Origin of the sequence: Ruegeria sp. MALMAid1280 (assembly GCF_049195285.1) — a bacterium.
Lineage (GTDB): Bacteria > Pseudomonadota > Alphaproteobacteria > Rhodobacterales > Rhodobacteraceae > Ruegeria.
In genome coordinates this window covers 146,933-169,376 of the sequence record NZ_JBMIRT010000046.1, presented here as the reverse complement: position 1 = coordinate 169,376, position 22,444 = coordinate 146,933, and the positions used below count along the sequence as shown (strand labels likewise).

General features: G+C 61.8%; 24 protein-coding genes. 12 read left to right on the top strand and 12 right to left on the bottom strand.

Going from position 1 to position 22,444, the window contains the following annotated elements; genetic code table 11:
- Window positions 1-16 precede the first annotated feature (16 nt).
- Window positions 17-247, top strand: coding sequence for a DUF2798 domain-containing protein (locus tag ACOQFT_RS10570; RefSeq protein WP_421597886.1), 231 nt, complete (start codon window positions 17-19; stop codon window positions 245-247).
- A gap of 43 nt (window positions 248-290) precedes the next feature.
- Here the strand turns inward: ACOQFT_RS10570 and polA are convergent, their stop codons facing one another.
- The 3 genes from polA to ACOQFT_RS10555 all read right to left on the bottom strand — a co-directional run bounded on the left by polA (window position 291) and on the right by ACOQFT_RS10555 (window position 4,117).
- Window positions 291-3,089, bottom strand: coding sequence for a DNA polymerase I (polA, locus tag ACOQFT_RS10565; RefSeq protein WP_421597885.1), 2,799 nt, complete (start codon window positions 3,087-3,089; stop codon window positions 291-293).
- A 105-nt stretch (window positions 3,090-3,194) separates the two neighbouring features.
- Complete coding sequence (locus ACOQFT_RS10560) at window positions 3,195-3,857, bottom strand: YrbL family protein (protein WP_421597884.1); 663 nt, start codon at window positions 3,855-3,857, stop codon at window positions 3,195-3,197.
- Between the two features lie 80 nt (window positions 3,858-3,937).
- The gene (locus ACOQFT_RS10555; protein WP_421597883.1) at window positions 3,938-4,117 is read right to left on the bottom strand and encodes a zinc-finger domain-containing protein; all 180 of its coding nucleotides are present in this window, start codon (window positions 4,115-4,117) and stop codon (window positions 3,938-3,940) included.
- Between the two features lie 87 nt (window positions 4,118-4,204).
- Between ACOQFT_RS10555 and ACOQFT_RS10550 the strand changes: the two genes are divergently transcribed.
- A complete protein-coding gene (locus tag ACOQFT_RS10550) occupies window positions 4,205-5,197 on the top strand; it encodes an ABC transporter ATP-binding protein (RefSeq protein ID WP_421598026.1) in 993 nt (330 codons plus the stop codon).
- Here ACOQFT_RS10550 and ACOQFT_RS10545 read toward each other — a convergent pair.
- Complete coding sequence (locus ACOQFT_RS10545) at window positions 5,194-5,658, bottom strand: DUF1203 domain-containing protein (protein ID WP_421597882.1); 465 nt, start codon at window positions 5,656-5,658, stop codon at window positions 5,194-5,196. The two genes, ACOQFT_RS10550 and ACOQFT_RS10545, sit on opposite strands and share 4 nt — an antisense overlap.
- 110 nt (window positions 5,659-5,768) lie before the next feature.
- Between ACOQFT_RS10545 and ACOQFT_RS10540 the strand changes: the two genes are divergently transcribed.
- From ACOQFT_RS10540 to ACOQFT_RS10530, 3 genes are all read left to right on the top strand, one after another.
- Complete coding sequence (locus ACOQFT_RS10540; RefSeq protein WP_421597881.1) at window positions 5,769-8,693, top strand: error-prone DNA polymerase; 2,925 nt, start codon at window positions 5,769-5,771, stop codon at window positions 8,691-8,693.
- Between the two features lie 41 nt (window positions 8,694-8,734).
- Window positions 8,735-9,148: a group III truncated hemoglobin gene (locus tag ACOQFT_RS10535; protein ID WP_421597880.1), complete on the top strand. Its 414-nt coding sequence runs from the start codon at window positions 8,735-8,737 to the stop codon at window positions 9,146-9,148.
- 135 nt (window positions 9,149-9,283) lie between these two features.
- A complete protein-coding gene (locus ACOQFT_RS10530) occupies window positions 9,284-10,219 on the top strand; it encodes a DMT family transporter (protein WP_421597879.1) in 936 nt (311 codons plus the stop codon).
- A gap of 10 nt (window positions 10,220-10,229) precedes the next feature.
- On the opposite strand, the gene ACOQFT_RS10525 is transcribed toward ACOQFT_RS10530, so the two are convergent.
- Together ACOQFT_RS10525 and ACOQFT_RS10520 are read right to left on the bottom strand one after the other, a co-directional pair.
- Complete coding sequence (locus ACOQFT_RS10525; protein ID WP_421597878.1) at window positions 10,230-10,955, bottom strand: NYN domain-containing protein; 726 nt, start codon at window positions 10,953-10,955, stop codon at window positions 10,230-10,232.
- A gap of 93 nt (window positions 10,956-11,048) precedes the next feature.
- Window positions 11,049-12,161: an S-(hydroxymethyl)glutathione dehydrogenase/class III alcohol dehydrogenase gene (locus tag ACOQFT_RS10520; RefSeq protein ID WP_421597877.1), complete on the bottom strand. Its 1,113-nt coding sequence runs from the start codon at window positions 12,159-12,161 to the stop codon at window positions 11,049-11,051.
- A 130-nt stretch (window positions 12,162-12,291) separates the two neighbouring features.
- Between ACOQFT_RS10520 and ACOQFT_RS10515 the strand changes: the two genes are divergently transcribed.
- Together ACOQFT_RS10515 and ACOQFT_RS10510 are read left to right on the top strand one after the other, a co-directional pair.
- Entirely contained in the window at window positions 12,292-12,582 is a 291-nt protein-coding gene (locus ACOQFT_RS10515) for an I78 family peptidase inhibitor (protein WP_421597876.1), read from the top strand.
- A gap of 61 nt (window positions 12,583-12,643) precedes the next feature.
- Window positions 12,644-14,296, top strand: a complete 1,653-nt coding sequence (locus ACOQFT_RS10510; RefSeq protein ID WP_421597875.1) for a DUF6504 family protein — start codon at window positions 12,644-12,646, stop codon at window positions 14,294-14,296.
- 17 nt (window positions 14,297-14,313) lie between these two features.
- Here ACOQFT_RS10510 and ACOQFT_RS10505 read toward each other — a convergent pair whose 3' ends face one another.
- Window positions 14,314-15,039, bottom strand: coding sequence for an SDR family NAD(P)-dependent oxidoreductase (locus ACOQFT_RS10505; RefSeq protein ID WP_421597874.1), 726 nt, complete (start codon window positions 15,037-15,039; stop codon window positions 14,314-14,316).
- A gap of 164 nt (window positions 15,040-15,203) precedes the next feature.
- Between ACOQFT_RS10505 and ACOQFT_RS10500 the strand changes: the two genes are divergently transcribed.
- From ACOQFT_RS10500 to ACOQFT_RS10480, 5 genes are read left to right on the top strand one after another with little or no spacing between them, the layout of a single operon-like run.
- Window positions 15,204-16,538, top strand: coding sequence for an NAD(P)/FAD-dependent oxidoreductase (locus tag ACOQFT_RS10500; protein WP_421597873.1), 1,335 nt, complete (start codon window positions 15,204-15,206; stop codon window positions 16,536-16,538).
- Window positions 16,489-17,034, top strand: coding sequence for a hypothetical protein (locus tag ACOQFT_RS10495; RefSeq protein WP_421597872.1), 546 nt, complete (start codon window positions 16,489-16,491; stop codon window positions 17,032-17,034). The genes ACOQFT_RS10500 and ACOQFT_RS10495 overlap by 50 nt, the downstream gene beginning before the upstream one ends.
- Window positions 17,034-18,257, top strand: a complete 1,224-nt coding sequence (locus ACOQFT_RS10490; protein ID WP_421597871.1) for an MFS transporter — start codon at window positions 17,034-17,036, stop codon at window positions 18,255-18,257. The genes ACOQFT_RS10495 and ACOQFT_RS10490 overlap by 1 nt, the downstream gene beginning before the upstream one ends.
- The gene (locus ACOQFT_RS10485; RefSeq protein WP_421597870.1) at window positions 18,254-18,871 is read left to right on the top strand and encodes a DUF3833 domain-containing protein; all 618 of its coding nucleotides are present in this window, start codon (window positions 18,254-18,256) and stop codon (window positions 18,869-18,871) included. Before ACOQFT_RS10490 ends, ACOQFT_RS10485 begins: the two co-directional genes overlap by 4 nt.
- Window positions 18,868-19,410 carry a DUF3833 domain-containing protein gene (locus ACOQFT_RS10480; protein ID WP_421597869.1) on the top strand — a complete coding sequence of 181 codons (543 nt, stop codon included), beginning with the start codon at window positions 18,868-18,870 and terminating at the stop codon, window positions 19,408-19,410. Before ACOQFT_RS10485 ends, ACOQFT_RS10480 begins: the two co-directional genes overlap by 4 nt.
- A 12-nt stretch (window positions 19,411-19,422) precedes the next feature.
- Here the strand turns inward: ACOQFT_RS10480 and ACOQFT_RS10475 are convergent, their stop codons facing one another.
- Genes ACOQFT_RS10475 through ACOQFT_RS10455 form a run of 5 tightly spaced genes read right to left on the bottom strand, consistent with a single transcriptional unit; the run spans window position 19,423 to window position 22,402 of the window.
- A complete protein-coding gene (locus ACOQFT_RS10475; protein ID WP_421597868.1) occupies window positions 19,423-20,583 on the bottom strand; it encodes a TonB family protein in 1,161 nt (386 codons plus the stop codon).
- Window positions 20,580-20,957: an ExbD/TolR family protein gene (locus tag ACOQFT_RS10470; RefSeq protein WP_421597867.1), complete on the bottom strand. Its 378-nt coding sequence runs from the start codon at window positions 20,955-20,957 to the stop codon at window positions 20,580-20,582. The genes ACOQFT_RS10475 and ACOQFT_RS10470 overlap by 4 nt, the downstream gene beginning before the upstream one ends.
- Window positions 20,954-21,286 (bottom strand): ExbD/TolR family protein, encoded by a 333-nt coding sequence (locus tag ACOQFT_RS10465; RefSeq protein WP_421597866.1) that lies wholly within the window; start codon window positions 21,284-21,286, stop codon window positions 20,954-20,956. Before ACOQFT_RS10465 ends, ACOQFT_RS10470 begins: the two co-directional genes overlap by 4 nt.
- Window positions 21,287-21,311: 25 nt before the next feature.
- A complete protein-coding gene (locus tag ACOQFT_RS10460; RefSeq protein ID WP_421597865.1) occupies window positions 21,312-21,977 on the bottom strand; it encodes a MotA/TolQ/ExbB proton channel family protein in 666 nt (221 codons plus the stop codon).
- A complete protein-coding gene (locus tag ACOQFT_RS10455; protein ID WP_421597864.1) occupies window positions 21,974-22,402 on the bottom strand; it encodes a hypothetical protein in 429 nt (142 codons plus the stop codon). The genes ACOQFT_RS10460 and ACOQFT_RS10455 overlap by 4 nt, the downstream gene beginning before the upstream one ends.
- Window positions 22,403-22,444 lie beyond the last annotated feature (42 nt).

The window sequence follows — 22,444 nt, the reverse complement described above, 5'->3', positions numbered from 1 at the left end:
CCTTAGGATGTCCAAAATGATTTCTGCCCGTTATGCCCGCGCCGTGTTCAGCCTGATCATGTCCGGCCTGATGTCCTGTATCGTGACCGGCGTCGCGACCGCGAAAGCCATTGGATTTGGCCCCAACACCCTGGCGGACTGGTTGGCGTCCTGGGCCTTTTGCTGGCCCATCGCCTTCATCGTCATCCTGTCGCTTGGCCCATCGGTGCAACGGCTGGTGAACCGCATGGTCAGTCCGCAGGGCTGACCCGCTGCGAAGAGGGCCCGCCGGGCCTGATGAGCAGCGCCCCCTAGTGCGCCTCGGCCCAGTTCGCACCCTGGCCTGCATCCGCGACCAGCTTGATGTCCAGCTTCACCGCCGGGTCCGCCGCGCCCTCCATGACGTCGCGCGCCACGCCGATCACCTGATCCACCGCGTCTTCGGCCACTTCGAACAGCAATTCGTCATGCACCTGCAACAGCATCTTGGCGGGCAGCCCGTTGATCGCATCGGGCATCCGCACCATCGCCCGCCGGATCACATCCGCCGCTGTGCCCTGAATCGGAGCGTTGATCGCCGCCCGGCGTGAAAAGCCAGCATGTGGCCCCTTGGCATTGATCTCGGGCGTGTGGATTTTGCGGCCGAACAGGGTCTGCACGTAGCCATGCTCTTTGGCAAAGGCGACCGTGTCATCCATGTATTTCCGAATACCCGGAAAGCGTTCAAAGTAGCGGTCGATGAACCCTTGCGCCTCGGCCCGCGGAATGCGGAGATTGCGCGCCAGACCAAAGCCCGAGATGCCATAGATCACACCAAAGTTGATCGCCTTCGCCTGCCGCCTGATCTCGGGCGTCATCTCGTCCAGCGGCACGTCGAACATCTCGGACGCGGTCATGGCGTGAATGTCCAACCCATCCGCAAAGGCCTGTTTCAGGGTCGAAATATCGGCAATATGAGCTAAAATTCGCAGCTCGATCTGGCTGTAGTCGAGGCTGACCATCACGTTGCCCGGCTCGGCGATGAAGGCCTCACGAATACGGCGACCCTCCTCGGTGCGTACCGGGATGTTCTGCAGATTCGGATCGGTCGAGGCCAGACGCCCCGTGTTCGCGCCAGTGATCGAATATGACGTGTGTACCCGCCCCGTATCGGGGTTGATATGGGTCTGCAGCGCATCCGTGTAGGTCGATTTCAGCTTGGACAGCTGCCGCCAATCCAACACCCGGCGCGGCAATTCATGCTCGGTCGCGAGGTCTTCCAGAATATCGGCCCCAGTGGAGTACTTCCCAGTCTTGCCCTTCTTGCCGCCCTCAAGCCCCATCTTGTCGAACAGGATTTCACCCAGTTGCGCGGGCGATCCGACGTTAAAATTATCACCGGCCAGTTCGTGAATTTCAGCTTCTAACCCGGCCATTTTCTGGGCAAACGCGTTGGACATGCGGCTGAGAACGTCACGGTCGACCTTGATGCCGTGCATCTCCATCTCGGCCAGAACCGGCACCAGCGGGCGTTCGAGCGTTTCATAGACGGTCGTCACCTGCACCTGATGCAGTTGCGGTTTGAACAGCTTCCACAGGCGCAGCGTGATATCCGCGTCCTCGGCCGCGTAAGCGGTGGCCTCGTCAATCGGCACCTTGTCAAAGGTGATCGCCGACTTGCCCGACCCCAGCAGTGGTTTGATCGGAATCGGCGTGTGGCTCAGATACCGTTCGGACAGCGTATCCATGCCATGCCCATGCTCACCGCCATGCATCGCGTAAGACATCAGCATCGTGTCGTCGATGGGCGCCACGTCGACGCCGTAGCGCTTAAAGATCTTGGCGTCGTATTTCATGTTCTGCCCGATCTTCAGGATCGACGGGTCCTCAAGCATCGGTTTCAGCAGGGTCAGAGCCTCATCCAGCGGCATTTGCCCCTCGGCCAGCGCGTCCGAGCCGAACAGGTCATCTGCTGCGCCATCGCGGTGGGTCAGCGGGATGTAGCAGGCCTCACCAGCCTCAACACACAGCGAAATGCCCACCAGATCGGCGACCATTTCGTTCAGCCCGGTGGTCTCGGTATCGACGGCGACCCAGCCGCGCTCATAGGCCTGATCGATCCATTTCTGCAGCGCCCCGGCATCGCGGACGCATTCATATTTCGACGCGTCGAATGGCAGCGCTTCGGCCTCTTCGACCTCGGCAACAGCGGCAGGTGCATCAGCAATCACCGGAGCCTCGGCCCCCAGCTTGTCGGCGATGCGTTTGGTGAGGGTGCGGAACTCCATCTCCGCCAGAAAACCCAAGAGGGTCTCGGCATCGGGGTCTTTCACCTCAAGATCGTCCAGCGTGAAGTCCAGCGGCGTTTGTTCGTCCAACTGCACCAGCTTCTTCGACAGCTCGATCTGGTCGCGCTTTTCAATCAGGGTCTGGCGGCGTTTGGGCTGCTTGATCTCTTCCGCTCGGTCCAGCAGCGTTTCCAGATCGCCATATTCGTTGATCAAAAGGGCGGCGGTCTTCACCCCGATCCCCGGAGCCCCCGGTACGTTATCCACACTATCCCCGGCCAGGGCCTGCACATCAACCACACGTTCCGGCCCAACACCGAATTTCTCGAACACGCCATCGCGGTCGATACGCTTGTTTTTCATCGCGTCCAGCATTTCCACACCGCCGCCGACCAGTTGCATCAGGTCCTTATCGGAACTGACGATGGTCACCCGGCCACCGGCCTCGCGCGCCTGCACGGCGAGGGTGGCGATGATGTCGTCAGCCTCATAGCCCTCAAGCTCTTTGCAGGCGATGTTGAAGGCGCGCGTTGCCTCGCGGGTCAGGGGCATCTGCGGGCGCAGATCCTCGGGCATGGCCTCGCGGTTGGCCTTGTAGAGGTCATAGAGGTCGTTACGGAAGGTGTGCGACCCCTTGTCGAAAATCACCGCCACATGGGTCGGCGCATCCGGTCCGGCGTTTCCTTCGACATATTTCTGCAGCATGTTGCAGAAGCCCGACACCGCCCCGATCGGCAAGCCATCGGATTTGCGCGTCAACGGCGGCAACGCGTGATAGGCCCTGAAAATAAAGGCCGATCCGTCGATCAGATGCAGGTGACACCCTTTTCCGAAATTGCTCATGCGCGCTCTCCCTGTCGGTCAGGGATGGTTCTGCCACAGGGGCGGGCGGGTGACCAGTCAGGAACGCGCATCGCCGTCATTCCGGCGGGTGGTTTCTGCGTTCCGTCAGGCGATGCTGAACGCGCGTAGCGTCTTGTCCCAGTGCAACCCGGTACGCCCGGCGATCATTTGCATCTGTTTGTTCAACGAGCGGTCGTTCAACCGGCGGCTCAGCGACCGCAATGGGATGAGGTTGCGCTCTCCGTACCCGTCGATCAGGAGGAACATCCGGGCCTGACCGCGAACGCCGTAGACGATATTCTGTTCGTGAATGTCGCGGCCCACGACCTGAAACTGGAACAGCTTCTGCACAAAACTGTTGAGGTCGGCCAGGATTTCATCGTTCAACAAGTGCTGCTTGCTCATCCATAGCAGGTGATGCGCCAGTTCCCCGTCTTCGGATTGTATCCGTTCGACCACAACCCCCGGCCCGACATCCGTCTGCACCACACCAAAGGACCGCGCCAACGGCAGCTGCGCGATATCATTACCGCTTTTCAATGCCGCCTTCATCTCGCACTCAAGCTCTTTCAGCGCGTTGCGAAAGGCCGAATCCGGCAGAATCCGCCGTATCAACCGCTTGGAGAAGGAACGATTCGGGCGCGTGCGTGGCCGTGTCACCTTGATCAAAAGCTCTGGCTGGCCCGGGCAGGCATACACGTTTCTGTGGCCGCCTTTTGCCAGAAGGTCCTGATCGGATAGCTGCAAAAGCTGTAGTGAAAAAAACATCCAGCCTCCGCGCTGTATCAGGTCATCGAAACCCCGCGGGCTTTGACGGATCGCACGCCAGCCGGGAGCTTGTCATTCTATCAGATTTTGGCCTCGGCCCCAGCCAGCACATATTTGCAGTCGCAATAGGGACACTCGACCCAGCCGGTATCCTCGGGGATCTGCAGCCAGACGCGCGGATGGCCCAATGCGCCTTCGCCGCCATCACAGGCGACACGGGCGGTTTCGACGGTCTTGGTTTCCGGCGCTTCGATTGTCACGGCTTGCGATCCTTCTTCGGTTGTCGGCCTCGCGGGCATGTAATAGGTGCGTTTATGAGCGATGAGCAAACCGGGGGCAAGAGCCACATGAACGATGCGGCAATCAGGATCGACGGGCTGCGCAAGACCTATCGGGGCGGCAGGGGCCAGCCTGAAAAACACGCGCTGAAAGGCATTGACCTGACGGTGCCGCGTGGCTCGGTCTTTGGACTGCTGGGGCCAAACGGGGCCGGAAAATCGACCCTGATCAACATTCTGGCCGGGCTGGTGGTGAAATCTGCGGGCAAGGTGTCGATCTGGGGCTTTGATCAGGACCAGAACCCGCGCCAGTCCCGCGCCGCGATTGGTGTGATGCCGCAAGAGCTGAACCTGGACCCGTTCTTTACCCCGCGTGGCGCCTTGGAGGTTCAGGCCGGCCTTTATGGCGTGCCCAGGGCGCAACGCCGCAGCGATGAGATTCTCGGACTCGTCGGCCTCAGCGACAAGGCCGAGGCCTATGCCCGCACCCTGTCCGGCGGGATGCGGCGGAGGTTGCTGCTGGCCAAGGCGCTGGTGCATCACCCCAAGATTCTGGTTCTGGACGAACCCACGGCGGGCGTGGATATCGAGCTGCGCCAGATGCTCTGGACCAATGTGCGCAAGCTGAACGAACAGGGGATGACCATCATCCTGACCACCCATTATCTGGAAGAAGCGCAGGAGATGTGTGACGAGATCGCCATCATCAACCACGGCGAAAAGATTGCGCAGGACAGCACCGCCAACCTGCTGGGCCGCATGGACAGCCGCACCATGGTCATCGCCCCGGACAGCCCGGTCACCGATCTGCCCGCAACTGAAGGCGTCGAGGCCACGCTGCGCGATGATGGCAGTCTGGTGCTGCAATACCGCAGCGCCCAGACCAGCGCTGAACAGGTGCTGGAATCCGTCCGCGCCGCCAATATCCGCATCCGCGACGTCCGCACGGAAGAGGCCGACCTTGAGGACGTGTTCCTCGCGCTGACCTCGTCCCGTGCCGTGGACGCCCCTGTGGATGATCAGAACCAGCCACGCCAGGGGATGCACCGGGTCAAGCTCTAGCCCCGGTCAATCCGCGCCTGATAGCAATTGTTCCGGGCCGAGCGGACGTGGATATAGGCCACATCCGGCCGCGCAAAGATATCCCTGACCTTTGCGTCGATCTGATCCGTTGGTGTGATCGCCCCGGTGCCATAAACGATCCGGTCATCCTGCCCATAGCCCTTGATCAGATAATCCGGGGACGTGGTCAAAATCTCGGGCATTTCATCGCCCTCATACCGATCACACGGCGCGGCACACAGAAAGATCGGGCCGGTTTCGGCGTAAGGATGCGTCTCTAAAAAGGGGCGGTGGGCCAATATCAGCATGTCTTCGCCCTCGGGAATATTCCTCAAACAATGACGGCAGGGATTGCCTGTCCCCGTGGATTCGGCACGCTCGGGCGCGGCACCATAGGCATCCGGATGACCGGCCTGAAGGGCGCGCACCTCGTCGGTTGGCAATGCGGTGATCTTGAACATGTCGGGTCTCCTTTTTGCCAACCATGCGCATCTGGCTAAACCCAAGCGACCCGTTTCCTGCGCAAAGGACTCGGAAAAAGAACAAAACGTGAATATAATATGGAATCGCCATGTATGCCGAGCTGTCGATCACGTCGAATTTCACCTTCCTCACCGGGGCCTCGCACCCCGAGGAGTATATGGAGCGTGCCGTCACCCTGGGCCTGCCCGCCATCGCGATTGCCGATGACAACTCGGTCGCCGGAATCGTCCGCGCCCATACCCAAGGGCGCGAGATCGCCCGCAAGGTCCGCGAACGGCAGGCGTGGGAGGCGCAGAACACCGCCATAGGCCCGCCCTGCCCCGATCACATCCCCAAACCGTCGTCATACCCCATCCACGCAGTACCGCGCCTGATCCCGGCGGCGCGGCTGATCTTCACCGATGCGCCCACCGTCACCGCCCTGCCCCTGAACCGGCAGGGCTGGGCTAACCTGTGCCGTATCCTCTCCAAAGGCCGCCTGCGTGCCAAGAAAGGCGACTGCATTCTGCATCTGTCGGACCTGCTCGAATTCTCAAACGGCCTCCACCTGCTGCTCTGGCCACAGGCGACCCGGTTCCAAGGCGGCGCGGACGCATGGCGGACACAGGCGCAACAGCTGACGCGCCGCTTTGCCGGGCGGATGCATCTGTTGATGCACCCTCGGTATGACGGCGCAGACAGCGCTTATTTCTCTTTATTAGAGACTGAATCACAACAGCTCGGCATCCCCACCCTCGCCAGCGCCACGCCGATGATGCATCACGGGGCCCGCCGCAAACTGGCCGACGTCCTGACCGCCATCCGCCTGCGCCGCAAAGTCGACGATCTGGGCCGGGACGCGCTGGCCAATGGCGAACAGCGCCTGCGTTCGGAACCCGAGATGCTGCGCCTTTTCAAAGGCCATGAATGGGCAGTCGCGCGGGCGCATACGCTCAGCCAAGACCTGACATTCTCATTGGACGAACTGCGCTATGAATACCCCAATGAGGGCAGCGAACAGGAAACCCCGGCCGAACGCCTGCACCGGCTGGCGCATGAGGGGTTGAACTGGCGCTATCCCGAAGGGACGTCAGACAAGGTGAAGAAAATGCTGGCGCATGAACTGACCCTGATCGGCAAGCTGAAATATGAACCCTACTTCCTGACCGTTCACAACATCGTCAAATTCGCGCGTTCGCGGGGCATCCTGTGTCAGGGGCGCGGTTCTGCCGCCAATTCCGTGGTTTGCTACTGCCTGCGCATCACCGAGGTCAGCCCCGACAGAGGTATGATGGTCTTCGAACGCTTCGTGTCCGAGGCGCGGGACGAGCCCCCCGATATCGACGTCGATTTCGAACACGAACGCCGTGAGGAAGTCATCCAATGGATCTATGACCACTACAAACGCGAATGCGCCGGTCTCTGCGCCACCGTGATTCATTATCGCGGCAAACGTGCGATCCGCGAAGTGGGACGGGCGATGGGTCTGACCGAAGACACCATTGCGGGACTCAGTTCCCAGCTTTGGGGGTTCTTCTCAGCCGATGGGCTGGAGGCCGAACGGATGCGCGAGATTGGCCTCGACCCCGAAGATCGACGCCTGAAACAGACTCTAATGCTGGTCTATGAGATCGACGGCTTCCCCCGTCATCTCTCGCAACATGTCGGCGGTTTCATCATCACCGAGGGACGCCTGGACGAGCTTGTCCCCATCGAAAACGCCGCGATGGAGGATCGCACGGTCATCTGCTGGGACAAGGACGATATCGACAGTCTGGGCATCCTCAAGGTCGATGTGCTCAGCCTTGGGATGCTGACCTGCATCCGCAAGGCGTTCGACCTGATCCAACGCCATCACCACACCGACTATACGCTGGCGACCCTGCCGCCCGAGGACCCGGTGGTTTATGACATGCTGTGCAAAGCCGACAGCATTGGCGTGTTTCAGGTGGAATCACGTGCACAGATGAACTTTCTGCCCCGGATGCGCCCGCGCAATTTCTATGATCTGGTGATCGAGGTCGCCATCATCCGCCCCGGCCCCATTCAGGGCGACATGGTGCATCCCTATATCCGGCGGCGCAATGGCGAGGAGGAGGTCAGTTTCCCCTCGGACGCATTGGGCGAGGTGTTGGGCAAGACCCTGGGCGTGCCGCTGTTTCAGGAACAGGCGATGCAGATCGCCATTGTCGGCGCGGGGTTCACGCCGGAACAGGCGGATCGCCTGCGCCGCTCACTGGCGACGTTCAAGAAACATGGGTCCGTCAGCGAATTCCGCGCGCTGTTCCTGCGCGGCATGAAGCGCAACAATTATGACGACGACTTTGCCGAGCGCTGTTTTTCCCAGATCGAAGGCTTCGGATCGTATGGCTTCCCCGAAAGCCACGCAGCCAGTTTTGCGCTGCTGGTCTATGCCTCGGCCTGGATCAAATGCCACCATCCGGGCATTTTCGCCTGTGCGCTGCTGAACTCGCAGCCGATGGGATTCTATGCGCCCGCCCAGATCGTGCGCGATGCGCACGAACACGGCGTGCAGGTGCGTCCAGTCTGCATCAATGCCAGCTTCTGGGACAATGTGATGGAGCCAGACGGCCGCGGCGGGCTGGCCCTGCGGCTGGGGTTCCGCCAGATCAAGGGCCTGAGCGAGGAAGACGCCAGTTGGTTAACGGCGGCGCGCGGCAACGGCTACACCCAAGTCGATGACGTCTGGCGCCGCGCGGGGCTTGGTCCTTCGGTGATCGAACGGCTGGCCGAGGCCGATGCCTTTGCCGCCTGCGACCTGACCCGGCGCGAGGCGCTGTGGCAGGCCAAGGCAATCGCCACCGCCAAACCTCTGCCCCTGTTTTCTCAGGATCTGGAGGGCGAGGCGCTGGACGAGCCCGAAGCCCATCTGCCGCAGATGACCCTGGGCGAGCAGGTGGTCGAGGATTACGTGGCCACCCGCCTCAGCCTGAAGGCGCATCCGGTGGCCCTGATCCGGCATCTGCTGACACCCGAGCCGCGTGACAAAACACCTCTGTCGGGTGACGGCTGAACGGGGTATTGCCACTGAACAGAGTCGAAAACGGACCACACATGACCAGACCAACCCTGCCGCCGCGCTTTCCGGCCACACCGGACCAGATCAACGCACAGGTCCGCGCCTTTTATGCCCGCGTGCGCGAGAATGCAGTGCTGGGCCCGGTCTTCAACACCCATGTCACCGACTGGCCCGCGCATGAGGAAAAGATCGCCGCCTTCTGGCGCAATGCGATCCTGTTTGAACGCAGCTATGACGGCAATCCGCAGCGGGTCCATGCCGAACGGCCCGACGTGAAACCCGAGATGTTCGCCCACTGGCTGGATCTGTTCGAAGAGGTCGCCACCCAATCCCTGCCGCCGGAAACGGCCACCCCGTGGGTCGCGCTGGCCCGGCGGATCGGGGTGGGGATGAAAGCGGGCGTACAATCGGCGCGCCAACCCAAGGACGCCCCGCCGGTCTTGCGATGACCCTGGATCATGGCAGCCATGTGATGTTAGCGATAAAATAGGGGCTATGCGCCCTGCCAAATTCGGTTTACTTGAGGGCAAGACAGCCCTTTTTGCGCTGCGAACCTACACCGACACATCACCCGAGGCCGATTCATGAGCACTCAGAACACCACCCTTAGGGGTCTTGGCTATGCGTTTGCGGGCTTTGCCATCTATGCCAGCCATGACGCGCTGATCAAGGTACTGGGCGGCACCTATTCGGTGATGCAGATCATCTTTTTCGCCACGCTGTTTTCCTTTGTGCCGATGGCAGTCACGATACTGGCCGACCGCACGACCGGGAACTTCCTTCCGCGCCACCCGTGGCTGGTGCTGTTGCGCTCGGCCCTGATGGTCACGTCCATGGTCTGCGCTTTCTATGCGTTCTCAGTCCTGCCGCTGGCCGAGGTCTATTCGCTGCTGTTCTCCTTCCCCCTGATCGTCACTGTCCTGTCGATCCCCATTTTGGGCGAGGTCGTGCGCGCCCAGCGCTGGGCCGCCGTTGGGGTCGGCCTGATCGGGGTGCTGATCGTCCTGCGCCCCGGCGCGACCGAGATTACTCTGGGCCACCTCGCCGCGCTGACCGCGGCGTTTTGCAGCGCGTTTGGGTCTGTTCTGGTGCGCAAGATCGGCAATGAGGAACGCTCGGCGGTGCTGATCCTGTACCCGATGCTGTTGGCCATTATGGTGATGAGCCTTGCGCAACCCGCCGTCTATCTGCCCCCGTCTCTGCTGCATCTGGCGATGATGGCGATGGTCGGCGTGTTCTCGGTGATCGCGCAGCACCTGATCATTCTGGCCTATCGCGCAGCCCCAGCGGGGGTCGTGGCCCCCAGCCAGTACAGCCAGATCATCTGGGCCACGCTGTTTGGTATGATTTTCTTTGGCGAGCGCCCGGACGGCTGGGTCGCTGTCGGGGCCAGCGTCATCATCGCATCGGGCGTGTTCGTGGTCTGGCGCGAGAGCCGGTCGAACGCCTCGGCCAATACACCGGTTCTGCGGGTTCGGTCGCCGCGGTCGGATACCGGGGCATCGCGGCCAGGCGAGTAAGATCCCGTTTTCAGGAATCCTTGCACCTAATCTTGAGATCGCCGTTGGTGCCACTTTTTTCGAAGCGGTCGATGGCACGCACAAGATCGCTCAGCCTTTTGTGACCATAAGTTCGAGAGTCAAAGTCCGGATACATCTTGCCTAGCTGGCTTCCCACAAATGCAAGGCTGGCCCAGCCATCGGGCTCATTTGTGTTGAGCACAACATTTCGGACCAACTGGTACGCGTGGTTCAACTCATGCTTCGATTTTGCACCCTCAACTTTTTTGGCCTGCGAAACTCCGGCTTGCGGCTTTTCGATGTTTTCAATGTAGATGAAACGGTTGCATGCGGCCACAAAGGCCTTAGGCGCTTTGCGCTCTCCGATACCAAACACATCCAGCCCCTGTTCGCGAATGCGGCTGGCGAGACGCGTAAAGTCGCTGTCGGAAGAAACCAGGACAAACCCACTGAATCGCTCGGAATGCAGGATATCCATCGCATCAATAACCAGCGCGATATCGGCCGAGTTCTTTCCAGTGGTGTTCGCAAACTGCTGGTGGGGAACAATGGCGTATTCCGCCATAGCCCGGGCGTTCCATCCTTGCGGAGAACCGTTGGAGAAGTCTCCGTAAATTCTTCTTAGGCCTGCCTCGCCCAAAGTGGCGATTTCTTCGAAAATCTCTGAAGCGTGTTTCGCGGGTACATTGTCCGCATCAATCAGAACCGCAAGGCGGTCCGCTGTTTTCGTCGTCACGAAAATCCCTCAACTCAATATTATTCTCAGAAACGAATGTAAGAACGAAAAAGGGCGAGCAAAAGCCCGCCCTCTGAGTTTAATTTAAATTTATCAGTATAGTACGACCGAGCGAATGCTTTCACCCTTATGCATCAGGTCGAAGCCGTGGTTGATGTCGTCCAGACCCATGGTGTGGGTGATCATCGGGTCGATCTCGATCTTCCCTTCCATGTACCAGTCGACGATCTTGGGCACGTCGGTCCGGCCACGGGCACCGCCGAACGCGGTACCGCGCCACGAGCGGCCCGTGACCAGCTGGAACGGGCGGGTCGAGATCTCGGCCCCCGCAGGTGCCACGCCGATGATGATCGATTCACCCCAGCCCTTGTGCGCCGCTTCCAATGCGGTGCGCATCACGCCGACATTGCCGGTGGCGTCGAATGTGTAATCGGCTCCACCCTTGGTCAGGGCAACCAGATAAGGCACCAGATCGCCTTCGACCTCTTTCGGGTTCACAAAATCGGTCATGCCAAATTTCGTCGCCATTTCCACCTTGGACGGGTTCAGGTCGACGCCGACGATCTGATCGGCCCCAGCCAGACGCAGGCCCTGGATCACGTTCAGGCCGATACCGCCCAGGCCGAACACGATCGCGCGGCTGCCGATTTCCACCTTGGCGGTGTTGATCACCGCGCCGATACCGGTAGTCACGCCGCAACCGATATAGCAGATCTTGTCGAAGGGCGCGTCCTCACGCACTTTGGCCAGCGCGATTTCCGGCAGAACCGTATGGTTGGCGAAGGTCGAGCACCCCATGTAATGCAGGATCGGATCGCCATCCAGCGTTGAGAAGCGCGAGGTGCCGTCGGGCATCAGGCCCCGACCTTGGGTCTCCCGGATCGCCTGACACAGGTTGGTTTTCGGGTTCAGACAGTATTCACATTCGCGGCATTCCGGCGTGTAAAGCGGGATCACGTGATCGCCCGGCTTCAGGCTGGTGACGCCCGGCCCGACCTCGACCACAACGCCTGCGCCCTCGTGGCCCAGAATTGCAGGGAACAGACCTTCGGGATCCGCGCCCGAGCGGGTGAATTCATCCGTGTGGCACAGGCCGGTAGCCTTGATTTCGACCAGAACTTCGCCCGCTTTGGGGCCTTCGAGGTTCACATCCATCACTTCCAAAGGTTTGCCGGCTTCAATGGCGACGGCGGCACGGGTACGCATGTTGCATTTCTCCCTGTCAAATTTGCCCCGACCCTGCGTCAATTGCAGGGTTTTTTCAACCGGCGTTTCGTGACAGATTGGCTAATGTCTTGATATTCCAGAAACGACATTGCCGGAAAGAGGAACGCCAATGCACCGTTTTATCCCGATCCTGATCCTGCTGGCCGCCTGTGCCGAGACACCACCCGCACCCGAAGACGCCCGTCTTGCACCCGAGGCGGCCCCGGTCGATCTGGCCTTTTGCGAGGGCGACGCCTTTGCCAATTCCATCGGTCAGCCGATCTCGACCATTCAGGCTTCGCTGCCCGAACGTGCGCGTGTTCTGGGGCCGGACGGGTTGGCCACGCAGGATTACCGCATTGACCGGTTGAACGTGTTTGTTGATGAGGCCGGGATCGTTGAGCGCCTGACCTGCGGGTAAGCGTGGACTCAGGGCATGATTCTACGGTAAGAACAAAATGGGAACATTTTGATGTCTGCCAATGCCCAAACGCCGAATACTCTCACTGTGGTTCCCCCGTCTGGGGGCTGAACGGCTGGTCCGCGCCGCGCGGGGCCTGCAGGATGGGCCTTTGGCTGTGGTGGCCGAACAATCGAACATGCAGGTGGTCACCTCGCTGAATGCCGAGGCTCAGGCCGCCGATCTGCGCGTCGGTCAGCCGGTGCGCGATGCCCATGCCATGTGTGCGGCGCTGATCACCCGCCCCCGCAACGCCCCGGCCGAGGCCGCATTTCTGACCGCGCTACGCCGCTGGGCGGGCAAGTTCAGCCCGTGGGTGGCCGAAGAGGCGCCGGACGGGCTGATTGTCGACCTGTCGGGCTGCGCCCATCTGTTCGGCGGCGAAGAGGCGCTGCTGAGCGTGCTTGAAACCGACTGCGCCGATATGGGGCTGAGCGTTCAGATGGGCATCGCCGACACGCTGGGCGCCGCCTGGGCGCTAGCGCGGTACGCCGGGCAAGAGGCCATATCCGACCGCAATGGCGACGCCATCAGCCAGGAGGCCCGCGCCACCCGCGCCCGGGCCACCAAGCGGCGGCACTGGACCAGGGGCGGCGCCGCGCCGCAAGTGATGGCGCTGGGCGGCGGCGCACGCATTGCGGCGCCGGGGCAATCCTATGGCGCGCTCAGCCCGCTGCCCATCGCGGCGCTGCGGCTCGAGGATCAGGTGGTCGCGCAGCTGAACCGCCTGGGCCTGCGCCGGATCGGCGATCTGTTGGGGCAGCCGCGTGCGTCTTTGGCGCGGCGGTTCGGACGCGGGCTGGTGCTGCGGCTGGATCAGGCGATGGGCAGTGCGCCCGAGCCGGTCTCGCCCGCGCGCCCGCTGCATCATTTCGCGGTGCGGATGACCCTGCCCAATCCGATCGGGTTGACCGAGGACATGATGGCCGCCATCGACCGGGTGCTGCCGACGCTCTGCACCAAGCTGGAAGACAAAGGCCGCGGCGTCCGCACCCTACGGCTGGAGGCGCATCGCGCCGATCAGGCCGCCGAGATCATCGAGGTCGGACTGGCACGCCCGACCCATGACAAATACCGCATTCGCCCTTTGTTAGAGATGAAAATCGACCAGATCGATGCGGGCTATGGCATCGACATGCTGCGGCTTGAGGCGATCCAGACCGAACCCATCCACACCCGCACCGTGGCCGGCCATGCCGAAGCCCTCCGCGCTGTGCAGAACCGATTAGCGGGCAACACCGCCGTCGAAGACCTGATCGGCAAACTGGGCGCACGGGTCGGGCTGGATGCGATCACAAGGCGGCACCCCGCAGCCTCGCATATCCCTGAGAAAACGGCGCAGGTTCTGGCGGCGGCATGGTCGGAACCGGCGCGCGACTGGCCCGCCCCGCCGCGTCCGCGCCCCCTGCAGATGTGGCAGCCCGAGCCGGTGATGGCCCCGGAAACTCCCGATGTTCCAACCGCCTTTCGCTGGCGTGGCCGCGACTGGCAGCTGGCACAGGCCACCGGCCCCGAACGGATCGCGCCGGAATGGTGGCTGGACGACCCCAACTGGCGCAGCGGCGTGCGCGATTATTGGGTGGTGGTGACCGAACAGGGCGAACGGCTGTGGCTGTTCTACGGCCACGGGGGCACCCTGTCGGCGGGCTGGTTCTGTCAGGGGCAGTTTGGCTGAAATGACCTGATTAGGGTCTATTTTCCGCGATAGATCAGCCAATCCGGCAGATAATCCAGCAGCCGGATCACCCAGGAAAACGGCGCCGGAAAATCGGTACGGAAGCGGCGGCGTGACATCGCCTTGACTACCTGATCCGCCGCATCTTCGGGCGTCATCAGCATCGGCATCCTGAAACTGTTCTTCTCGGTCAGGCGGGTCTTGATGAAGCCCGGATTGACGATCCGCACCGTCACCCCGGTGCCCGCCAGATCGAACCGCATGGTCTCGGCCAGAGAAATCAGCGCCGCCTTGCTGGCCGCATAACCCACCGCAGCCGGCAGACCGCGATAGCCGGACAGCGAGCCGATCAACGTGATATCCCCCCGGCCCGCACGGACAAACCCGGGCACCGTCTCGCCCAAGACCCGCAGCGCGCCGGTGTAATTCACATCGGTCATCGTCAGGACGGCCTCGGTTTCCCAATCACCCGAGCGCATCGGCTCATAAGCCCCGGCATTGTAGACCAGCCCGTCCACCTCTCCGGCCTCAACAGTGGCACGGCGCACCGACTCCAGATCGGTCACGTCACAGGGCACCGCCTGCGCATTGGGCAGCGCGGCGCAGATCTCGGCCAGGCGACCGGCATTTCGGGCGGACAGGATCAGATGCGCACCCTGACGGCTCAGCGCCTCGGCCAACGCCCGGCCCAGCCCTTCGCTGGCACCGATGATCCAATAGGTTTTTTCGTCAAAGCTGCTCATGCGCCCATTCCAGTCGAGTCTCATCTGTTACGGGCGGGGCAAAGGGCTGGATCACTTCACCAGACGTCACGACATAGTGCGTTCGAGAAAATCTTCTAACCCGATTGATCCACCTTCGCCCATCCTGCGTATCCTATTGTAAAATGTCGCACAAAGAGGATGGCATGTTCGACGAAACCCGGGGCGCACGCAAGAAAATCGCAGTGGTAGGGGCAGGTATCTCTGGCCTGTCGGCCGCTTACTATCTTTCCGAAAACCACGATGTGACCGTGTTCGAGGCCGAACCCCGGCTGGGTGGCCACGCCCGCACGGTGATGGCGGGCAAGAATGGGGATCAGCCCGTCGATACCGGATTCATCGTGTTCAACTATGCCACCTACCCTTATCTGACGCGGCTGTTTGACGAGTTGAACGTGCCGGTCATCGAATCCGAGATGAGCTTTGGCGCAACCATCGACAATGGCCGCATCGAATACGGACTAAGCAGCCTGCGCACGCTGACGGCGCAGAAACGCAACCTCGCGCGCCCGGCCTATTACAAGATGATCGCCGACATCCTGCGTTTCAGCAAAGAGGCCCCCGAGGCCGCGCAGGACGATGACACCACAATCGGTGAGTTGGTCGACCAGCTGCGTTTGGGCTATTGGTTCCGCCACAACTACCTGATGCCGATGTGCGGCGCCATCTGGTCGACCCCGGTTGAGTTCGTGGATCAGTTCCCGGCGCGTTCGCTGGTGCAGTTTTTCAAAAACCACGCCCTGCTGGCCAGCGGCCGCGCCAAACAGCATCAATGGTACACGGTCAAAGGTGGCAGTATCGAATATGTCCGCCGCATCGACGCCGCCTTGCGCATGCGCAATAGCGAAATCCGTCTGGCATCGCCCGTCGATCGCATTCAGCGGGATGAAACCGGCGTGACCGTTTACAGCCAGGGGCAGGCCGATCTGTATGACGAGATCATCCTCGCCACCCATTCCGATCAATCGCTCGCCATTTTAGGTGATGCCGCGACACAGGCTGAAAAGGCCGCGTTAGGGTCTATTCGCTATCAGCCCAACACCGCCATCCTGCACTGCGATCCAGGCCAGATGCCGCGCAGACGGGCCTGCTGGTCCAGCTGGACCTATCGCTCGCAAGCCGGGAATGTCGGGGTCACCTATTGGATGAACCGGCTGCAGAACATCCCGGACAGCGATCCGCTGTTTGTGACGCTGAACGCGTCGTCAGAAATTCCCGCGGACAAAATCTATGATCAGGTCGAATTTGCCCATCCGGTGTTCGACAAGGCAGCCCTGAAAGCCCAGGGGCAAATCCGCCAGATGCAGGGACAGAACCGAACATGGTTTGCCGGTGCGTATAATCGGCATGGGTTTCACGAAGACGGGATTGCCAGCGCGATGCATGTCGTCGATCGCCTGAGTGGCACCCCGCAGACACTCGGAGCTGACAATGGCATTCTTGCAAAAGATCCGGTCTTCCCGGCCTCGGCTGGCATCTAACCCCGTTCGGGCGGCACTTCTGTCGCTTGCCCTGCTGGCCCCGGACGGGCTGGTGGCGTCTTCGGGCCTGAATACGCTGGACGGCGCACAGCTGCGCGGCACCGCGACGTTTCGCTATCTCGGACTTCCTGTGTATGACGCGCAGTTGTTCACTCCGGGTGGTGCGGCGTTCAGTTGGAACCAGGATTTCGGGCTGCAGCTGCAATATCGTCGCAACGTGAGCCAAAAGGCATTGGTGAATTCGACACTTGATGAAATGCAGCGCATTGGCCGCGCCGTGCCCGTACGTGATCAGCTTCAGACCTGCTTCAAGGCGGTCAAAAAGGGGGATCTGTATCTGGCGGTGTCCGAGGGACCGGACAAGGTTTCTTTCTGGCTGAACGGGCGCAAGACCTGCACGATGTCTTATCCCGGTATCAAACGCAGCTTCATGTCGGTTTTCCTGGGTGAAAACACCCGCTCTGCCGCCTTCACGCAGAGATTGCGCGGGCAGTGATGCTGTATCCGCGGGTCAGTCTCTATGCGCTGATGCTGGCTGCGGCGGGTATCCCGCTGTATATCCACCTGCCGCGATTTGCCGCCGTTAATCTGGGCATCGGGTTGGGGGTAATTGGCACCGTTCTGCTGCTGATCCGCATCGTCGATCTGGTGCAGGACCCGCTGATTGGCTGGGCCATTGACCGCTGGCCACGGGCGCAACTTATGTTCGCCATCACCGCCGCGATCGGGCTGGCCATCGGGTTTCCCATGTTGTTCGGCCTGCCCCAAGGGGCCAGTATCGCAGTGTTAGTCTCTGTATTGGTTCTTCTGTTCTCGGCCTACAGTCTGGGGACCATCCTGCTTTATGGTCGCAGCGCGACGCTGGCGAAGCAGGCAGACGCCAAGGAACTGATGACACTTGCCGCGTGGCGCGAGGGCGGGCAACTAACCGGGGTTATCCTGGCCGCCAGCGCCCCTGCCCTGTTCGTGGCCTTTGGGGCCAGCGCACAGGGCTATCCGGCCTTTGGGTTGTTTCTGGGGCTTCTGTCGATCTTCACCCTGATCCTGACCATTCCGATCTGGCGTCGGACCCCGATCACCGGGCAAGGGTTGTCTTTCGCCGGGCTGGGTCAGGCCGGGGCGCTGCGCCTGTTGTTTCTGGCGCTGGTCAACAGCCTGCCTGTGGCGATCACTTCAACCCTGTTTCTTTTCTTTGTCGAGGACCGGCTGCAATTGCCCGGTAAAGCCGGGCCACTGCTGATCCTGTTCTTCCTCAGCGCCGGGGCCAGCGTGCCGCTCTGGGCCAAGCTCAGCAACCGGATTGGCCCGAAACAGACCCTGATGATCGCCATGCCGCTGTCGATTGCTGGCTTTATCGGGGCGGCTACATTGTCGGCTGGCAATCTGACCGGATTTGCGGTGATCTGCCTGACCTCCGGCGCGGCGCTGGGGGCGGATATGGTGGTGTTGCCTGCCATGTTCTCGGTGGTGCTGACGCGCGCGGGGCTAAACGCCTCGGCCGCTTTTGGCATCTGGTCCTTTGCAGGCAAGCTGGGCCTTGCGCTGGCCGCCTTTTTCACTCTGCCGCTGCTGGAACGCAGCGGGTTCACTCCGGGACAGACAAACTCGGCCGAGGCGTTGCGCACACTCAACCTCGCCTATGCCGTGCTGCCCTGCATCCTGAAACTCGGCGCGTTCGGGCTGGTCCTGACGCTGCCTACCGAGGTCTCAGCCAAATGACTGTCATCGCCATCCTTCTGCTCGCCATCCTTGTTCTGATCATCGCCCAGCGCCGGTTCCTGAGTTTCCGGTCGCAGGCACCATCGGATTACACAGGCACCGGGCCTGCCTTCAATATGAAGGAAAACCTGAACGGAGAAATCCTGTCCGAAGGCCTGATCTATGGGCCCAACGGCAAGATGTCGAACAGCTTTGTCGCCCGCATGGTCGGCGAATGGGACGGCAATACCAGCACGCTGGCCGAGTATTTCACCTATTCCAATGGCAAGCAGATGACCCGCAAGTGGTACCTGACGCTGGGCACCGGCAACACCTTCACCGCCACGGCAGAGGATATCGTAGGCGAGGGCAAAGGCATCATTTCGGGGTCGACGGTGAAACTGACTTATCGCATCACCCTGCCCAAGGACGCGGGCGGGCACACGTTGGACGTCACCGACTGGATGTACCTGACCGAAAACGGTGTGATCATGAACCGCTCCGAGATGCGCAAATTCGGCCTCAAGGTCGCTGAACTGGTCGCCACAATGCGTCCGGCGCCCGAGGCGACGCCCGCCCATGTCAGCGGCTCGAACGGCTATGACGCCCCGGCGGAGACGAGGACATTGCAATGATCACCCGCCGGTTTCTGATCGCGACCTTCGCCTTTTTGGGGCTTGCCGCGCTGGCGGCCTGTTCGGCAAAACCGCGCATCCCCAAGACCTTCCTGTCCGACCGGCAACTGAACCTTGAAGAGTTCTTTGAAGGCAAAACCGTCGCCTATGGTCAGTTTCAGGATGTGCTGGGCAATGTACCCCGTCGGTTTAAGGTCGATATTGACGGCACGTGGGATGGCGAAACCCTGACGCTGGTCGAAGATTTCGTCTATGACGACGGCGCCACAGAACAACGTATCTGGACCCTGACCAAAACCGGCGAAGATAGCTGGACCGGCACCGCGCCGGGTGTGTTGGGCACCGCCAGCGGGGTTGAGCGCGGGGATACGTTCAACTGGACATACAGGATCGACCTGCCGGTGAAAGACGGCACCATGCGGGTGAATTTCGATGACTGGATGTGGTTGCTGAGTGACGATCGGTTGCTGAACCGGGCCTATGTCTCGCGCTATGGCGTGCGGCTGGGCGAGGTCATCCTGTATTTCGAAAAGCTGTAAGCCGCCGACGAGTCAGTTGCTGGAATAGACAAACGACAGCGACCGGCTGACACCCCCAGGTGGTTTCGGGAAGGGAGAGGCCGCTTGGACCTGCGCCTTGGCCGCCCGCTCAAGATCCGGCGAACCGTTGGTATCCACGACTTCGACATAGGCCAGAGTTCCGTCCGGGTTGATCACGAAGAACACCACCGCAAAGCCCCGCGCCGCCGTGTAGACGGCTCGCGTACGGTTCAGGTGCACCAGAACTTTCCCGGCATAATTGGTTCTGTCCGAGTTTCCGGGACCCCGCCCGCCAGAACGTGTGCCACTATTGCCCGAGGTGAACAAATCCCTGCCCTGACGCTGATAGGTGGTCAAGGGCGACTCGACCTCTTGGGTCGGGTATTTCAGGTCGCTGAAATCCCGTGCCCCGCGCAGCGTCCCTTGCGGTTCAGACTGCGTATTCCGGTCCGGCAGGCGTGGCCGGATCGACGAGGTCAGCGCCTGCTCCGGCTCCTCGCTGTTTTCCTCGGCGTCGGGCACCGGCTCGGTCGCGGCGGCGGGGATATCGGCCTCGACCGTGTCACTTTCATCAGGCACGACCGGAGCAACCGATAGCACCGGGCTTTCCGATGGTTCGGGCAAGGCTGCAATCTGCTCGTCCTTGGTGGGCTCGGGTGCCGCCGGGGTCTCTTCTGCCGGTTCCGTGGCCTCGGGGCTGCCTTCTGGCGTTTCGGCAACCTCGGCCACCTCGGCGGGCGGGGTCTCCTCGACCTCATCGCTGGCGGATTTGTCGCCATCGGTGGTGTCCTGCGTTTCGGGAGCCTCGGCCTCGACCGGATCGGGCGCGACCGGTTGCAGGATTTCGGACGTGCCGGTGTCGGGGGAAAAAGTTTTCTGCGGATCGTCCGAGGCCACATGCACCTCGCTGGTCGGAATCTCGGCCGGTTCAGGCGCAGGTTCCGGGGGCTCTTCCACCGGGGGTTCCGGCGCCTCGGGCGGTTCGGGTTCCACCGGTTCGGCGATCGTGTCCACAAGGTCTTCGAAACTGTTGCTCAGCTCAACCGAGTCTCCCCGGCCTGCGTCATCCGGCTGCTGTATCAACCTGGGTGCGGTCAGGCCCAGCCCCATCAGGTGCAACAGCAGCGACAGCAGCGCCGCAATGGCCGCGATGACGATCGAGCCCCGGATCATTCCAGTGCCTTCTCGGTCACGACAAATACGGAAACCGCCCCCAGCCGGCGCAGTTCGCCAGTGACTTCGATCAGCCGCGCGCCCGAGGCTTCGCGATCCGGCACGATCCGCACCGGTCCGGGATCACGCCCGGCCATATAGGTTTCCGGTTCCATCGGCGCGCCGCGAAAGCTGAGCGTGCCGTCCCGGTGCAGCACCAGTGCGTCCGGGGGCTCGCGCCCGTCCAGTTCCGAGGTGTCGACCAGATTAAGATCGGGGTCCAGCGGCGTGGCCACCGTGCCCGCAATCAGAAAGAAGATCAGCATCAGAAACACGACGTTGATCAGCGCAATGGTCGAGTCGCGTTTGCGGCGGGGGCGGCTAGGGCGGATCATTCCAGCACCAACACGCTCAAGCCCTCACGCCCGCGCTGCAGAACCAGCAGATCCACCAGCCGCTGCGCCGTGGTGTCGGGATCGAGGGCGACCAGCACCTGCCCTGTCATCACCTGTGCCGTCAATTCATCCAGCGTGACTGGCGCGCCGTTCAATACCAACCGGTCTTCGCCCAGTTGGACAAAGGCGCGGTCCTGTGGCGCGTCCGTTGATGCACCTCCGGTCGTGGCGTTGCTCAGCTCGATCTCGCCGTATTTCGAAAAGGTCGAGGTCAGCATGAAGAACAGCAGCAACAGAAAGATCACGTCGATGAGCGGTGTCATCGCCATGGGTCGTCTGACAAAGGGTGCGGGGTTACGCATGTCCGGGCGTGGCCGCCATGGGTTGCGCGTCTTCCGCCAGCGGAACACCCTGCCCCGGCACCAGAACCGTGCGCAGGGCCTTGTCGGCAAACACCCGTTCGCGCGCGGTGCGGCTTTCGAACCACGACAACACCATCGAGGTCGGCATCGCCACCGCCAGACCCACAGCCGTGGTCACCAGCGCCACCCAGATACCGCCTGCCAACAGCGACGGATCAACCGAAGAGCCCGCGGATTGCAGGCTGCGGAAGGCCTCGATCATGCCCAGAACGGTACCGAACAGGCCCAGCAAGGGGGCAAGCTGCGCCACTGTGTCCAGCAGGCGAAAGCCGCGTTCCAGACCGGCCAGCGCCAACCCCGCTTCGGCATCCAATCGCTGATCCAGACCGGGCGCATCCGGCGCGTCCATTGCCACCCCGACCAGCGGCGCAAGGTAACTGTGGCTTTTGGCCAGACGCGCGCGGGCGGTCTGCTTGTCACCGGCATCCCAGGCCTCCAGCGCCTGCGACAGCACCCGGTGCCGCCCGACGCCCGAGGCCGCGAATTGCCAGAGCTTGTAAAGCGTCACCGCCAGCGTCACCACGGACATGGCGATCAGGATGGCAACCACCGGCCCGCCAAGGGCCAGGATTTCACGCAGGGCTTCAAGAATACTCATCCCAAAAGCTCCACTTCTGTTCGGCTGTTCAAGGTTGGTGTCCGGTCGCAGATGTCGCTGTCGGCGCCGCCGACGGTGCAGCTGCTGACGCCATTGATCAGAACACGCCCGAGGTTTTCGCAGGTGATGCCCCGGATATCAAACTGACGGACCCGAGGACGTTCTGCAGGCAGGTCCCGAAATCCGAACAGGGTGATCCGTTCGAACACACCCGCGGCATCGAAAATCACCACCTGATAGCTGGCGCTGTCGATCGACGTTGTGGATTGATTTTCGACCAGAAAGGTCAGGCGGCAGGCGCCTTCGACCTCTTCCACCGCATTCAGCTCGACCATCAGGCCCGGCGCGTCTTGCGTCGTTTCGGCCACAGCCGCAAATGGCAGCGCGCAGAGGAGGGCGGCAAGGGCCGGACGGCGAAACTTCATGGATGCGCTCCCGATTGTTCAACGCAGACAGGGCTTTGACGG